Below are 15,715 nucleotides of genomic sequence, written 5' to 3' on the forward strand. Positions count from 1 at the left end.
GCCGAACCGCTAAAGGGTACAATCACGGCGTTTTCGACAACATTTACAGGCGCGCCGTGTTGAACTCTTCACAACCCGCCTGGGCGCTTCCTCTATAATGCGCGTGTTATCGGCCTTGTTTTTCACCCAATCTTCCTGGAGACAGTCATTCAAACCAATTCGCATACCGCGCACGCGGGCGCCCTCGCCTACCGGCCCGATATCGATGGCATGCGTGCGCTGGCGGTCGTCGCCGTCATCGTGTTCCACGCCTGGCCGACCTGGTTCGCCGGCGGCTTCGTGGGCGTCGACATATTCTTCGTCATTTCCGGCTTCCTGATTACCTCGATCCTGCTTTCCCAGCTTGAAAAGGGGAAATTCAGCATCGCCGACTTTTACGTGCGCCGCATCCGCCGCATTTTCCCGGCCCTGACCGTGGTCATGCTGGCCACCCTCGCCTTCGGCTGGGTGGTCTTGCTGCGCGGCGAATTCGAGCAGATCGGCAAGCACGCCGTGGCCGGCACCACCTTCGTCTCGAACCTGGTGCTGTGGAACGAAGCGGGCTATTTCGACAACGATGGCATCACCAAGCCCTTCCTGCACCTGTGGTCGCTCGGGGTCGAGGAACAGTTCTATATCCTGTGGCCGCTGATCCTGTGGCTGGTGTTCTCGCGCAAGCTGCGCTTCCTGTGGGTGGCCGGCATCATCTTCGTGATCTCGATGAGCGCCAACCTCCTGCTGGTGAACGACCATCCGGTGGCCGCGTTTTTCTCGCCGCTGACGCGCTTCTGGGAACTCATGGCCGGCGGCGTGGTCGCCTGGCTGCACCTGCATCACGCGCAGCGCTTCGAGCGGCATGGCACGCTGCTGTCGCTGGGCGGCGCGCTGCTGCTGGGCCTGGCGTTCTGGCTGACCAATGCGCAGTCGCTGTTCCCCGGCTGGTGGGCCATGCTGCCGGTCGGCGGCGCGTGCCTGCTGATTTTGGCCGGCAAGAATGGCTTGCTGAACCGCCTGGTGCTGGGACGGCGCCTGCCCGTCGCAATCGGGCTGATCAGCTATCCCCTGTACCTGTGGCACTGGCCGCTGCTGTCCTACGGCCACATCATCTACGGCCAGAAGCCGCCGATCGCCATCAAGCTGGCGCTGGTGGGCGCCGGCTTCGTGCTCGCTTATCTTACCTACCGCCTGGTCGAAATCCCGCTGCGCGACCGGCGCGACCGCAGCCGCGTCACCTGGTCGCTGGGAATGGGCATGGTCGCCATTGCCGTGCTGGGCCTGGCGATCGGCACCAGCGTGCTGCGCGAACGCATCGACACCCATGGCGCCGAGCCTTACCTGGCGGCCCTGAACGACAGCCAGTTCCCCGGCCCGACCCTGGCGCCGATGCGTTACGATGGCGTGGTATTCCAGAAAGCCGTCAGCCGCGGGCCGGGCCTGACCGTGTTCCTGGGCGACTCCGTGATGCAGCAATACGGCCCGCGCATCGAACACGCCGTGGCCAGCGATCCGGCGCGCTTCAGCAGCGTCATCTTCGCCACGGCCGGCGGCTGTCCGCCGATCGAAAACACGGTGCGCCTGCCGCAAATCCGCTTCCCCCTGTGTCCCAAGACGGTCAATGCGGCCTACGCGCTGGCCAACAGCCCGCAAGTCGATACGGTGGTGGTGGGCGCGGCCTGGTACGGCTACTTCAACGCCGGCCAGCACGAACTGCTGTTTGAAAAAGGCGGCGTCACGAAAGCCTTCCCGGCGGCCGACGCCCAGGAACTGGCGTACGCGGCGCTGCACGCCAGCCTTGCCAAGCTGCGCAAGAACGGCAAGCGCGTGTTCCTGGTGCTGCAACCGCCGGCCGGCGCCGCCTTCGATCCGCAGTCGATGTACACCGGCTCGCGTTTCGGCGCCATCGCCCCGCTGCCCAAGGTGCCCGCGTTCGACCTGGCCGACTACCACCAGCGCAACGCCGCGCCGCTGGCCCGCCTGACCGCGATTGCCGCCGACACCGGCGCCATCGTCATCGAACCGGCCCAGTACATGTGCAAGGACAATGTCTGCCCGGTGCTCGACGATGCCGGCGCGCCGCTGTACACGGACACCATCCACATGCGTCCCGCCTATAGCCGGCGCGCCGCCAGCTTCCTCGATCCGACCATCCAGCGCGCTGCGCCAGGCGCCAGCGCCAGCGCGTCCGCGCTGCCGACGGCCCAGGGCAAGCCGGCGCCGGCAGGCTGATTCCCGCCTCAGCCTTCGGGGGGCCCGCCTGACACGGCGGGACCCGCCATCCCCACGCGCCAGCCCAGCAGGCGCCATGCGGCCCAGGCCGACAACAGCGCGCCCAGCAACAGCACCAGGCGCGTATCAACCGGGGTCAGCACCGACCCGACCAGGGCCATGACGATATTCGCCAGGCAAAACGTGGTCGACAGCAATCCCATCACCGCGCCCTGCCCCAGGGCGCCGAAACGCTCCGCGCACCAGCCCGGCACGATGGCGTTATAAAACGCATTCGGAATGCCGAACAGCACGATTGCCGCCAACCCCAGCCAGACATTGCCCAGCGCCAGCGCGGCGATGGCGGCGGCGCCGCCGAAAGCGCTCCAGGCCGCCCGCTGCAAGGGCGCGATGCGGCTCGGGCGTCCGGCGAACACGGCCGTGAACGTCATCACCGCGCACAGGGCGGCGGTGATCCAGGCGATGCCGGGCGCGCCGTAGCCGGGAAATTCCACCAGCCACAAGGGATAAAACTCGTAAAAGGCGGTCACGCCGCAGGTATAGGCGAACTGGACGACGAACAGCTTGCGCAGGCCGGCGTGGCGCAGCAGGTGAAACGCGTGCTGGTGGCGCGCCACGTACCACCACGAGGTAGTGGCCAGCGAGGCCGCCTCGCGCGGCAGCACCGCCGCCACCAGCGCCGTGGTCAGCACCAGCGCACCGGCGGCGATCCAGAACGGCACGGTGATGCCAAACACCACGGTGGCGCCGGCCAGCAGCGGCCCGGCCAGCCAGCCCAGGTAAAAAGCGCCGTTCAGCCACGACAGCGCGCGCACGCGCAGCTCGCCTTCGAGGCGGTCGGCCAGCATGGCGCGCACCACGGCGCCGTTGCCTTCCAGCAGGCCGGTGCCGAAGCGGGCCAGGATAAACAGCGGATACGATTCGAGCAGCAGCGCCAGCGCCGTGAGCACATGGCCGAGGGCGGCGCCGAAGGTCGTGGCCATCAGCAGCGGGCGGCGGCCGTAGCGGTCCGACAGCGGGCCGAGCAGGGTATTCCCGATCAGCAGGCCGAGCGGATTGATGGTCAGGGCCAGGCCGAACAGCATCTTGGGCGGCAGGCCGAGAAAGGAATTGAGACCGTTGCTGGCGCCCGACGCGAACAGGGGCGGCAGGATGGGATAGGGCAGCGCGGCGCCGATGGTCGAAAACAGGCCCAGCAGGCAGGCTGCGGCAATGAGGAGGTGGATGTGCATGCGCGCGACCATACATGCGCGAGGACAATATGTAAACCGGTGCCGCCGCCAGGCAGCGCCGGCGCCAGAAAACGGTTTGCCGCGACCAGTCCGGGCGGACCGGCCGCGTGCAACGGGGCTAGCGGATCAGTCGAGTTTCCAGGCGTAGTCGACCTTGGTCCAGGTCTGGGCCGGGGCGCCATCCTTGGTGCCCGGCTTGAACTTGCAGGCGCTGATCGACTTGATGGCGGCCTTGTCGAGGTTCTTGAAGCCGCTGGTTTTTTCCAGCTTCGATTCGACCACCGAGCCGTCCGCGGCGACCAGGAAGGACATCGACACCGTGCCCTGTTCCTCGTTCATCAGCGAAGCCTTGGGATACTCGGCCTTGCACTTGGAGGCATCGAAACTGGCCGGCACTTCGCCCGCCGCCGCCGCGCCGCACACCAGCAAGCCAGCGATCACACTCATCGAACGCGTAGAGGTCAACATACAATTCCCTGACAATAAGGTACAACCGCGCGCCTGTATCACGTCGGCGCTAACGCTGCAGCTTGCACTGCACCTGTCCGTCCGTTGCACCCCGCGCTTGCCAGCCGGGCGGGAAACGGATCAGAATTCTTCCCATTCATCGCTGCCGCTGGTGGCGGCGGCTTTTTTCGGCTTGGCGGGCGTTGCCGCCGCAGCTGGCGCCGGACGCTTGAGGAGCGGCTTGGCCACGCGCAGCGGCGCCGGCTTGGCCGGACGCGCCGGAGCCGCCACCGCCATCGAGGAAGGCGCGGCGACGTGGGTTTCTTCGCCTTCGACCAGCTTGAAGATGCTGACCACGTGCGCCAGCTCGCTGGCCTGGTCCTGCAAGCTTTGCGCGGCGGCGGCGGCCTGTTCGACCAGGGCCGCATTCTGCTGGGTCATGCTGTCCATCTCGATGATCGACATATTCACTTGTTCGATGCCGGCGCTCTGTTCCTGGCTGGCGTTGGCGATCTCGCCCATGATGTCGGTGACGCGCTTGACGCTGGCGACGACTTCATCCATCGTCACGCCGGCCTGGCCGACCAGCTTGCTGCCGCGCTCGACCTTCTCGACCGAATCGCCGATCAGGTTCTTGATTTCTTTCGCCGCCGCCGCCGAGCGCTGCGCCAGGTTGCGCACTTCCGAGGCGACCACCGCGAAACCGCGGCCCTGTTCGCCGGCACGGGCCGCTTCCACCGCTGCGTTCAGCGCCAGGATGTTGGTCTGGAAGGCAATCCCATCGATCACGCCGATGATGTCGACAATCTTGTTGGCCGAGGCGTTGATGGAACCCATCGTGTCGACCACTTGCGACACCACTTCGCCTCCCTTGCGGGCCACGTCCGAGGCGCTGGCGGCGAGCTGGTTGGCTTCGCGCGCATTGTCGGCATTCTGTTTCACGGTCGAGGTCAATTCTTCCATGGCCGAGGCGGTCTTTTCGAGCGCGCTGGCTTGCATTTCGGTACGCGATGACAGGTCGATATTGCCGGCCGCGATTTCACGCGAGGCGGTGCCGATGGTTTCCGTGCCGCCGCGCACCTGGCCGACGATATCTTTCAGGCTGTTGCGCATTTCGCGCACTTCCATCAGCAGGCTGCCCTTGTCGGCGCCGCTGGTTTCGATGCGGACCGACAGGTCGCCGTGGGCGATGCTGCTGGCGATCCTGGCGGTGTAGTCCGGCTCGCCGCCGAGCTGCTTGAGCAGGCCGCGGGTGATGAACACGGCAGCGATACCGCCCAGCAGGATGGCGACGCCGCCCAGGATCAGCATGGTCAGGCGGGCGTTCTCGAAGCCGCGTTCGGCATCCTTCTGGGCTGCGCTATTGAGCTTGTCTTCGAGGGCGGCGAGCTGTTCCAGCGCTTCCATCCATTTTTTCTGGACCGGACGGATTTCCTTGATCATCACGCGGGTCGCGTCTTCGGCCTTGTTGGCCAGCCACAGTTCGGACGCCTTGGCCAGGGCCGGCATGGCCAGCGCTTCGTGTTCCTTGATCTGGGACAGCAAGCTCTTTTCCTCGGCCGAGCCGCCGGCGGCGAACTTCTCGCCCAGCTTCTTCTGGGCATCGTCGTAGCGGCCGGTTTGTTCCTTGATGCGCTTCATTTCCGGTTCCATGTCGGCCGAGTCGGTCATCAGGGTCAGGATGCGCAGCGACACGATGCGCTCGCTGACATTGGTGCGCATATCGATCACGAGACGGGTCACCACATTGTTGACGCCGACCACATTATCCAGACGGGCCTGGATCTGCGCCATGCTGATGATACCGACGATGGTGACCGCGACCAGAAAAGTCAGGACGAGGACAAATCCAAGACCTAAACGGGTGCCGACCTTCATGTTGGATAAATTCATTTCGCGTCTTTTCTATGGAACTATTGATCGAATTAGCTATGGTAACCGTGGGCACCGTGGGTGCAGCCGGCACCGGCCTGCCGATATCTCTGAAGAAACGCCTGGCTATCTGCGTTCCATTTAGGATAAATCAAAACAGTGACTGCGCATGCAAAAACGTTGATTTGAGAACGAATTGTTTCAGCACAACAACAGGATGAGCAAGGGCCGGCGCCGATTGCAAAACAGGCAAAAGATAAGGGAATTATAGAGGCATTTTTTGCTCTAGAGCAAGCAAAAATGCGCATGCGCAATTGAAATGGCTTCTTGGAGGCAAGCGCGCGGCGCGGGAAGGCGATCGCGCATGCCCAGTCAAGGCCAGGCCTGCGGGAGGGAGGGAAAAGCGAGGGAGGCTGGCGTGAATGCCAGCCGGGAGGGAAGGATGCCAGCGGGCAGTTACTGCGCTAGGCGCTACGGCGCCCGGCGCTACGGCGCCCGGCGCTACGGCGCCCGGCGCTACGGCGCCCGGCGCATCCCGGCGGCCGCTTCGAGCAGCAGGTGCGGATCGGCCGCCGCCAGCCGTTTCGGGTCGGACATCACCTGGCGGAAACTGCGCGCGCCGCCCAGCCCTGCCATCAAACCCAGCATGTGGCGCGTGATGGTGTTCAGTTTCAAGCCGCGCACCGCATGCTGCTCCAGCTGCGCCTGGATGTACGGGATCATCGCGGCCAGCACTTCCTCGCGCGTCTTGACCGCTGCCGTGTCGCCGTAAAAGCGCGCATCGTACTCGGCCATGACATAGGGATTATGGTAAGCCTCGCGTCCCATCATCACGCCATCCACATGCGCCAGGTGCAGCGCGATCTCGTCGGAGGACTTGATGCCGCCGTTGATGATGATTTCCAGGTCCGGGAACTCGCGCTTGAGCTGGTACGCCACCTCGTACTTGAGCGGCGGAATTTCGCGGTTTTCCTTGGGCGAGAGCCCCTTCAGGATGGCATTGCGCGCATGCACGATGAAGGTGTTGCAGCCGGCGTCGGCGATGGTACCGACGAAGTCGCGCACGAAACCGTATTCCTCGTTGCGGTCGATTCCGATGCGGTGCTTGACGGTGACATCGATGGTGACGGCGTCGCGCATGGCTTTCACGCAATCGGCCACCAGTTGCGGTTCGGCCATCAGGCAAGCGCCGAACGCGCCCTTCTGCACCCGCTCCGACGGGCAACCGCAGTTCAGGTTGATCTCGTCGTAGCCCCATTGCTGGCCCAGCCTGGCGCTGGTGGCCAGGTCGGCCGGATCGCTGCCGCCCAGCTGCAGGGCGACCGGATGCTCTTCTTCATTGAAGCGCAGATGGCGTTCGACGTCGCCGTACACCAGCGCGCCGGTGGTCACCATCTCGGTGTAGAGCCAGGTATGGCGCGTGATCTGGCGGTGGAACTTGCGGCAGTGACGGTCGGTCCAGTCCATCATCGGGGCGACAGAGAGCGTCCTGCCCCGGTAATTCGTTGATTTCAAGTGATTTTACCTATGATGTCCGCCGTGCTGCGCAGTAGCTGCGGAAATGTAAATAGTGCCGGTTATAACAGTGGGCGGCAGAGGCGCGCCAGCGCGGAGCACGCACCGGGAAAGACGAATCATATCAAAAATGACCGCACCTGAGCCGGATTGTTGCGCCCGGACCATGGCCATTCCCGGGTCGACGCAATCCACGCTGATCTCGCGAAAAATATTCATGAGCGCTTGAAACTATCCAGCGGGGTTGAGGTCCGTATGATCATACCGCCCGCTTAGGGCCGCAATGTCGGCAGCAAGCCCACGCCTCCCCAAGCTGGTTTCTTCCATGCTGCGCCGCACGCCAACGGCCCCTTGTCAGGCCGCCGGCGCCAGTTGCGGCGCTGCCCGCCGCGAGGGATACCAGCGCGCGCGCAACTGCATGAACGGGGTCTCCACGCAGCGAAACAGCAGCCAGCCGGCGACGATGCTGACGGCGAACAGCAGCAGCACGGTCAGCGGCGCATTGACGTCGACCTTCATCTCGCGCAGACGCGGCGCGGCGACCATGAAGATGGGTTTGTGGATCAGGTAGATGGCGTACGACCACAGCGCCAGCTGAGTTGCGCCCGGCACGCGCAGGCGGCCGAGAAGCGAGGTCGGACTGAGCGCCGCCATGACCAGCACGGCGTAACTGATGGCGACCAGCGAAAAGCCGAAGGTGGTCGAGAGCATCGGGTCGGGAAATTCCTGTTTCACGCAATACAGCGTGGCGACGACGGCGGCCAGCCCGGCGGCCAATAACACATTGCCCTTTGCCAGGATCTTCTCATACAGGGCGCCATGAAAGTTCTTGAGCAGGGCAATCGCCACGCCCGGCAGCAATTCGTCGAAGCGGCACCAGGTGGAGTAATACGTTTCTGCCGAAAAAGCATCGTACTCATGCAGTACAAAAGCGCTGCCGCGCGCCAGCATGCCGGCGGCGATGGCAGCGCCAATGAGGCACCAGGCGATGGCGAGCGGCCGCTTGCAGCGCACCACCGCGAGCGCCACCAGGGGTAGCGCCAGATAAAATTGTTCTTCGATACACAATGACCAGGAGTGGGTAAACGTTTGCCCATAAGCCAGGCCGACATTCTGCGTAAAGGTCAGGAATCGCCACAGCGGCGTGGTGCTCGAGCCGCTGAGCAAGCCCGGCAGCAGAAAATACACAGCCAGCATGAAGTAGTAATTCGGCAGCGTGCGCAGCAGGCGCTTGGCGAAGAAGGCCTTCAGGGAAAAGTCTTCCTTGCGCGCGATCGCCGACAGGATCTGGTTCCCGATCAGATAGCCGCTGAGCACGAAAAACAGGTCCACCCCTGTCCAGCCGACGCTGCCCACCACGCCGAAGGTGTCCTTGCCGCTGACAAAACCACCATAATGAGACATCAACACGAGCGCAATGGCAATCGCGCGCAAGGTATCCAGGCCGCTGGCGCGGATCAATTCATTTTTCGGGGGCATACCATCATGGTGGGTTGAGTTGGGGAAGTGCGTGTGGCGCGCAGCGCGCCGTGCCGACGATGACAATGATAAGCCAACACGAACCGGCTGCGCAGCACTTATTCGGAAGCGGACGGCAAACGCCGCCCCGCCTCCGGCCCCCGTCCGCTATGCAGCCTGGCGCAGCGATAAACAGTGGCGCGCTTCGGTCCTGAAGGCGGGAGCGTCCAGGTCCGCGCCGGGGTAGTCCGGCAGCCTGTCGATCATGCCCGCAAACTGGTTCAGCGCCGCGCTGGCCTGCTCCAGCAAGGCATTCAGGTCGCCCTGCGCGCCACCGGCCAGGAAGGCGGCCAGGGTCTGGTCGATCTGGCGCGCCGCCCGCAGTGCCGCCAGATAGTCGTGGCGCAGCCCCTCCTGTCCAGGGCGCGCGTCGAAATACGCCATCGCCGCCGCTTCGCAGTCGGCAAAGCGGGCCGGCGTGCCATCCCAGGCGGTCATCGTCCCGTTCGCCATCCAGGTGGCAAGGACGTCAGCCATGCCGTTGAGCCGCTGGACCGCGAAGATGAAATATTGGATGCGTCGAAGGTCATCCGATCCGATGGAAATCATGCTCTTTCTCCTCACAGGCGACGGCTTAATGGGGGAACCTGGCGATGCATTCTTGCCACAGCTGCTGAAAGAGCAACAAGTTCTGCTCCATGCAGATGGTCGGATCGCGGACCATGGTGCACACCTCATCGCGCATGATCTCGAAGGTCTCGCTCGCAGCGGACAGGCAACTCATACGTGTAGGCAAATTGGTCGGGTAGCGCGGGCCGTAGCCGCCGCCGTCGCCACTTCCGCCCCCGCCCCCGTCAGCGCCAGCGCCGCCGCCGGAAGGAGCGTTATCGCCGGGCGTCCAGCCAGTGCCGCCGTAGGGCGCGCCGCCGCTGCCACCGCCTTCTCCATCGCCACCGCCGCCGCTGTCGCCGCCCCCTCCCCCGCGCCCGATGCAAATGGTCTGTTCATCGGGCGCGAGACGGCATTCCCAGCTCTTTTCTTCCCAGCCCACGATGGCCATCAGTTTTTTGTTGAGGGCATCCGGCGCCGCCGTTCCGGCGGCAGCGGGGACAGCTGCCGCCGCGAGCTGCGCCTGCCTGCCGGGGGCTGCTGCCGTCCGCTTGTCCAGCGCCGCAGCCGGCGCCATGAACATGCGCTGTCCCGAGGAACTGTCGATCGATACCAGCACCCCAGCCTGATACACGGCCCGCTGCACCTGCCCATCGGAAAATTCGATCCGCTCCAGGCGCTTCTCGTCGTCATAGTAATACGTGGCGAACTTGCCATCCGAACGGTAGACGTTGGACAGCCGGCCCTCTTTATAGAAGTAATGCGTGCTCTGTTCATCTGTCAGTCTGGCAATGAACCGGTCTCCCTGCATGACCAACGTTTCCCCACCCGCAACGATGGTGCGGACGGCGCCGCCCGCGCGCTGCGGCGTGGCTGCCGGCGCGGCCCCGGCCCCCTGCGCCAGGCAAAACACGGCGCACAACAAGACAGATGATTTAAGCAAACATTTCATGATAGCTCTCCGCAAGTTGAAAGAACCTCATCTTGGCGCCAGCCCGGCGGCCGGGGTTTATCCCTCCTCAATCGGGTCATGCATTCACTAAGTCATTCATTACAAAGGGAAATATGATTCCAGGCCGGTGAGGTCCCAGCGTGGCGGGAAAATAATTCAAATTATTTCCTTTGGGCACTTAATGACTTCGGAGAAACGGTCGTCTTGTACTTGGGAGAGCGCGCAGCAACGCGACTCCGAAGCCCCCCCCCCTACACCTGGAGTTCGATCATGCTGAGCCTTCACACCAACAACGCTGCCTTGTCCGCGCAAAACTCGATCAACCGCACCCAAGGCAGCCTGTCGACCTCGATGACGCGCCTGTCGACCGGCTACCGCATCAATTCGTCGATGGACGACGCCGCCGGCCTGCAGATCGCCACCCGCCTGAAAGCCCAGACCAGCGGCATGGCTGTTGCGATGCGCAACACGCAAAACTCGACCTCGATGCTGCAAACCGCTGAAGGCGCGCTCGACGAAGTGAGCAACATGCTGGTGCGCATGAAGGATCTGGCCACGCAAGCCGCCGATGCCTCCTCGACCTCGGCCGACAAGACCGCCATGCAGTCGGAATACGATGCGCTCGGTACCGAACTGAACAACGTGCTGACCAACACCTCGTTCGGCGGCGCCAAGCTGCTCGTCGGCGGCACCATCGCCTCGGCCATGACGTTCCAGATCGGTTCGAGCACCAGTGAAAAAATGACGGTCGATATGTCGGCCAGCATGGCTACCCTGGTGACCGACGTCACCGCCACCACCGCCAACTACGTTACCCCGAACTCGGTCGGTACCGAACTGACCGCCGCCGGCACCGCCTCGACCACCATCGACAAGCTGTCCACCGCGATCGCCTCGATCGGCACCGTGCGCTCGTCGCTGGGCGCCTCGGCCAACCGCCTCGAACACGTCTACAACAACTTGTCGAACATCAGCACCAACAGCAAGGCCGCCACCGGGCGCATCATGGACGTCGACTTCGCCAGCGAAAGCTCGAAAATGACCACCAGCCAGATGCTGCTGCAAGCCGGCACCGCCATGCTGAAACAGAGCAACAGCATGTCCTCGATGGTCATGTCGCTGCTGCAGTAATCCGCAAGCAGCAATGCGTAGTACGCCCGGCTGAGCAAGCCGGGTCCCCAGAAAGCCAGCCGTCCACCCGGCTGGCTTTTTTTTCGTCCCTGCGCGCCGCAACATGCAGCAGCGGCAACACCGAAATATATTTCCGTACGGCACTTAACGATCCGACTGAAGCTGTCGCCTTGTAGTGATGAGAGCGCGAAGCAACGCGACTCCGGAGCCCCCACCCTACCACTTGGAGTTTGACCATGCTGAGCCTTCACACCAACAACGCTGCCCTGTCCGCGCAAAACTCGATCAACCGCACCCAGGGCAGCCTGTCGACCTCGATGACCCGCCTGTCGACCGGCTACCGCATCAATTCGTCGATGGACGACGCCGCCGGCCTGCAAATCGCCACCCGCCTGAAAGCCCAGACCAGCGGCATGGCCGTTGCCATGCGCAACACGCAAAACTCGACCTCGATGCTGCAGACCGCTGAAGGTGCGCTCGACGAAGTGAGCAATATGATGGTGCGCATGAAGGATCTGGCCACGCAAGCTGCCGATGCCTCCTCCACCGCCGCCGACAAGACCGCCATGCAGTCGGAATACGATGCGCTCGGTACCGAACTGAACAACGTGCTGACCAACACTTCCTTCGGCGGCGCCAAGCTGCTCGTGGGCGGTACCATCGCCTCGGCCATGACGTTCCAGATCGGTTCGAGCACCAGTGAAAAAATGACGGTCGATATGTCGGCCAGCATGACCACCCTGGTGGCCGACGTCACCGCGACCACCGCCAACTACGTCGCCCCGAACACGGTCGGTACCGAACTGACCGCCGCCGGCACCGCCTCGACCACCATCGACAAGCTGTCCACCGCGATTGCCTCGATCGGCACCGTGCGCTCATCGCTGGGCGCCTCGGCCAACCGCCTGGAACACGTCTACAACAACCTGTCCAACATCAGCACCAACAGCAAGGCTGCCACCGGGCGCATCATGGACGTCGACTTCGCCAGCGAAAGCTCGAAAATGACCACCAGCCAGATGCTGCTGCAAGCCGGCACCGCCATGCTCAAGCAGAGCAACAGCATGTCCTCGATGGTCATGTCGCTGCTGCAGTAATCGGCACGCATGCCCGGCCGGCAAGCCGGCCTCCCCGGAAAACCAGCCATCCACCCGGCTGGTTTTTTTTCGCCCATGCGCAGCGCCATATGGCCGCAGCGGCAACACTAAAATATATTTCCATGTGGCACTTAATGATCTGGATCAAAGTGTCGCCTTGTATTGATGAGAGCGCGACACCAGCGCGGCTCCGAACAGCCCCCACCCCCAACACCCAGGAGTTTGAGCATGCTGAGCCTTCACACCAACAACGCCGCCCTGTCCGCGCAAAATTCGATCAACCGCACCCAAGGCAGCCTGTCGACCTCGATGACGCGCCTGTCGACCGGCTACCGCATCAATTCGTCGATGGACGACGCCGCCGGCCTGCAAATCGCCACCCGCCTGAAAGCCCAGACCAGCGGCATGGCCGTTGCCATGCGCAACACGCAAAACTCGACCTCGATGCTGCAGACCGCTGAAGGTGCGCTCGACGAAGTGAGCAATATGATGGTGCGCATGAAGGATCTGGCCACGCAAGCTGCCGATGCCTCCTCCACCGCCGCCGACAAGACCGCCATGCAGTCGGAATACGATGCGCTCGGTACCGAACTGAACAACGTGCTGACCAACACTTCCTTCGGCGGCGCCAAGCTGCTCGTGGGCGGTACCATCGCCTCGGCCATGACGTTCCAGATCGGTTCGAGCACCAGTGAAAAAATGACGGTCGATATGTCGGCCAGCATGACCACCCTGGTGGCCGACGTCACCGCGACCACCGCCAACTACGTCGCCCCGAACACGGTCGGTACCGAACTGACCGCCGCCGGCACCGCCTCGACCACCATCGACAAGCTGTCCACCGCGATCGCCTCGATCGGCACCGTGCGCTCATCGCTGGGCGCCTCGGCCAACCGCCTGGAACACGTCTACAACAACCTGTCCAACATCAGCACCAACAGCAAGGCCGCCACCGGCCGCATCATGGACGTCGACTTCGCCAGCGAAAGCTCGAAGATGACCACCAGCCAGATGCTGCTGCAAGCCGGCACCGCCATGCTCAAGCAGAGCAACAGCATGTCTTCGATGGTCATGTCCCTGCTGCAGTAATCCCCGAAGGATGCCCGGCCAAGGCGCCGGGTTCCCGCCAAGCCAGCCCTGCTCCGGCTGGCTTTTTTCATGCACAAAAAATAGTTCGATTAATTTCCATGCGGCACTTAACGCGCTTGACGAAACGGTCGTCTTGTACTTATAAGAGCGCAAGATACCGCGGCGCCCCCCCACCCCCACCCTCTGGAGTTCGATCATGCTGAGTCTGCACACTAACAACGCTGCCCTGTCCGCACAAAATTCGATCAACCGTACCCAAGGCAGCCTGTCGACCTCGATGACACGCCTGTCGACCGGATACCGCATCAATTCGTCGATGGACGACGCCGCCGGCCTGCAGATCGCCACCCGCCTGAAAGCCCAGACCAGCGGCATGGCTGTTGCGATGCGCAACACGCAAAACTCGACCTCGATGCTGCAAACCGCTGAAGGCGCGCTCGACGAAGTGAGCAACATGCTGGTGCGCATGAAGGATCTGGCCACGCAATCGGCCGATGCCTCCTCCACCGCGGCCGACAAGACCGCGATGCAGTCCGAATACGATGCCCTGGGCACCGAACTGAACAACGTACTCAACAACACCTCCTTCGGCGGCGCCAAGCTGCTCGTCGGCGGCACCATCGCCTCGGCCATGACGTTCCAGATCGGTTCGAGCACCAGTGAAAAAATGACGGTCGATATGTCGGCCAGCATGACCACCCTGGGCACCGACGTCGGCGCCACCACCGCCAACTACGCCGCCCCGAACACGGTCGGCACCGAACTGACCGGCGTGGGCACCGCCTCGACCACGATCGACAAGCTGTCCACCGCGATCGCCTCGATCGGCACCGTGCGCTCGGCCCTGGGCGCCTCGGCCAACCGCCTGGAACACGTCTACAACAACCTGTCGAACATCAGCACCAACAGCAAGGCTGCGACCGGCCGCATCATGGACGTCGACTTCGCCAGCGAAAGCTCGAAAATGACCACCAGCCAGATGCTGCTGCAAGCCGGCACCGCGATGCTGAAACAGAGCAACAGCATGTCCTCGATGGTCATGTCGCTGCTGCAATAACCGGCACGGCCGCCGGCGTTTCAGCCGGGAACGACCGAGCCAGCCGGGAACCCGGCTGGCTCTTTTTTTATCCTGACCATGCGTGAACGCCATGTCTACCATCACTTCGCAACCGCTGGGCGCGCCGCTGATTGCAGCGCTGGCGCCGGTGTCGCTGCTGCCGGCGCCGGCCAGGGCGGGCGCCGCTGGCACGGGCTTGCCGCTGCCGGTCTCCGAACCGGTGGCCGCGGCCGCGTCGGGCGCCGGCCTGCCGGCCAACCTGAACGAAAGCGCCTCGATGCGCACCGACCAGGTCTTCATGGCGCGCCAGCTGGCCTGGCCGGTACTCGACGGCGCCAGCCTGGCCAACGCGTGGCGCACCATGGTGCGCGCCTACGGCGCCCAGCTGGCGACACTGCAAGAGCAGGGGCGCTCCCAGTTCATGCCGGGCAACTTGCTGAGGTCGGGCGTGCAGCACGCCTTGCAGGTCACCCCCACGGGGCAGCAAACCATGCTGTGGCATCCGGAAGCGTGGCGTTTCGTGCTGCCGGGGGCTGGCGGCCAGCAACTGGCGCTGCGCCTGCTGACCGGCGTGCCCGATCCTCCGCCCAGCCGGCGCAAGCGCGCCAAGGCGGCCTTGCGGCTGGACGTGGTGCTGGCCGACGGCAGCCATGCCACGGTGCAGCTGGAACTGGTCGATGGGGTCTTGATGGAGCTGGCGGCCGAGCATCCGCGCGCGGTGGCGCAGTTGCGCCAGGCGCTGCCGGGGCTCAAGCTGGCCGTCGAACAGGCCGGGCTGCGCCTGGCGCGCGCCAGTGTCCGGCAAGGATTATGGCCGGGCAAGCCGCTGCAACAGTATTCGGCCCAGATCAGCGCCGCCCTGCCCCCGTCCCTGTTCCGCGCGATGGCGGAAGTGGCGCTGCTGCTGACCGGCTCAAGCAGGCCGGATGCGACCACGACGGTGCGCTTCACCCAGGAGCCGCTGCCGGGCGACATGGCGTACGGCGAACCATGAGCCGTCGCCCCCAGAGGCCGGTGCCGGGGAACATGGCTTATGAAGCTTGGGGTCTGA

At 64.0% G+C, this 15,715-nt stretch carries 13 protein-coding genes; 6 read left to right on the plus strand and 7 right to left on the minus strand.

All coding sequences use genetic code 11. From position 1 onward, the window contains the following. The first annotated feature begins 210 nt into the window (after nucleotides 1–210). Complete coding sequence (locus tag F2P44_RS09110; protein WP_167086390.1) at nucleotides 211–2,205, plus strand: acyltransferase family protein; 1,995 nt, start codon at nucleotides 211–213, stop codon at nucleotides 2,203–2,205. Between the two features lie 8 nt (nucleotides 2,206–2,213). Here the strand turns inward: F2P44_RS09110 and F2P44_RS09115 are convergent, their stop codons facing one another. The 7 genes from F2P44_RS09115 to F2P44_RS09145 form a co-directional block, all read right to left on the minus strand. Continuing rightward, on the minus strand, nucleotides 2,214–3,437 hold the full coding sequence (locus tag F2P44_RS09115) for an MFS transporter (RefSeq protein ID WP_167086391.1): 1,224 nt from the start codon (nucleotides 3,435–3,437) through the stop codon (nucleotides 2,214–2,216). Nucleotides 3,438–3,563: 126 nt separating this feature from the next. After that, on the minus strand, nucleotides 3,564–3,905 hold the full coding sequence (locus F2P44_RS09120) for an energy transducer TonB (RefSeq protein ID WP_167086392.1): 342 nt from the start codon (nucleotides 3,903–3,905) through the stop codon (nucleotides 3,564–3,566). 120 nt (nucleotides 3,906–4,025) lie between these two features. Then, entirely contained in the window at nucleotides 4,026–5,777 is a 1,752-nt protein-coding gene (locus F2P44_RS09125; RefSeq protein WP_229423472.1) for a methyl-accepting chemotaxis protein, read from the minus strand. A 495-nt stretch (nucleotides 5,778–6,272) separates the two neighbouring features. Beyond that, the gene (dusA, locus tag F2P44_RS09130; protein ID WP_267877592.1) at nucleotides 6,273–7,271 is read right to left on the minus strand and encodes a tRNA dihydrouridine(20/20a) synthase DusA; all 999 of its coding nucleotides are present in this window, start codon (nucleotides 7,269–7,271) and stop codon (nucleotides 6,273–6,275) included. Between the two features lie 354 nt (nucleotides 7,272–7,625). Beyond that, complete coding sequence (locus tag F2P44_RS09135) at nucleotides 7,626–8,750, minus strand: acyltransferase family protein (RefSeq protein WP_167086393.1); 1,125 nt, start codon at nucleotides 8,748–8,750, stop codon at nucleotides 7,626–7,628. A 147-nt stretch (nucleotides 8,751–8,897) separates the two neighbouring features. Next, nucleotides 8,898–9,338 (minus strand): hypothetical protein, encoded by a 441-nt coding sequence (locus F2P44_RS09140; RefSeq protein ID WP_167086394.1) that lies wholly within the window; start codon nucleotides 9,336–9,338, stop codon nucleotides 8,898–8,900. 25 nt (nucleotides 9,339–9,363) lie between these two features. Then, nucleotides 9,364–10,290 (minus strand): hypothetical protein, encoded by a 927-nt coding sequence (locus tag F2P44_RS09145; RefSeq protein WP_167086395.1) that lies wholly within the window; start codon nucleotides 10,288–10,290, stop codon nucleotides 9,364–9,366. Nucleotides 10,291–10,560: 270 nt separating this feature from the next. Here F2P44_RS09145 and F2P44_RS09150 point away from each other — a divergent pair, with 270 nt between their 5' ends. The 5 genes from F2P44_RS09150 (at nucleotide 10,561) to fliK (ending at nucleotide 15,658) form a co-directional block, all read left to right on the plus strand. Continuing rightward, complete coding sequence (locus F2P44_RS09150; protein ID WP_167086396.1) at nucleotides 10,561–11,421, plus strand: flagellin N-terminal helical domain-containing protein; 861 nt, start codon at nucleotides 10,561–10,563, stop codon at nucleotides 11,419–11,421. A 236-nt stretch (nucleotides 11,422–11,657) separates the two neighbouring features. Next, entirely contained in the window at nucleotides 11,658–12,518 is an 861-nt protein-coding gene (locus tag F2P44_RS09155) for a flagellin N-terminal helical domain-containing protein (protein WP_167086397.1), read from the plus strand. Between the two features lie 228 nt (nucleotides 12,519–12,746). Then, the gene (locus F2P44_RS09160; RefSeq protein ID WP_167086397.1) at nucleotides 12,747–13,607 is read left to right on the plus strand and encodes a flagellin N-terminal helical domain-containing protein; all 861 of its coding nucleotides are present in this window, start codon (nucleotides 12,747–12,749) and stop codon (nucleotides 13,605–13,607) included. Between the two features lie 196 nt (nucleotides 13,608–13,803). After that, nucleotides 13,804–14,664: a flagellin N-terminal helical domain-containing protein gene (locus F2P44_RS09165; protein ID WP_167086398.1), complete on the plus strand. Its 861-nt coding sequence runs from the start codon at nucleotides 13,804–13,806 to the stop codon at nucleotides 14,662–14,664. A gap of 91 nt (nucleotides 14,665–14,755) precedes the next feature. Further along, nucleotides 14,756–15,658 (plus strand): flagellar hook-length control protein FliK, encoded by a 903-nt coding sequence (gene fliK, locus F2P44_RS09170; protein WP_167086399.1) that lies wholly within the window; start codon nucleotides 14,756–14,758, stop codon nucleotides 15,656–15,658. Nucleotides 15,659–15,715: the final 57 nt, after the last annotated feature.

The organism is Massilia frigida, assembly GCF_011682175.1.
GTDB lineage: Bacteria > Pseudomonadota > Gammaproteobacteria > Burkholderiales > Burkholderiaceae_D > Telluria_A > Telluria_A frigida.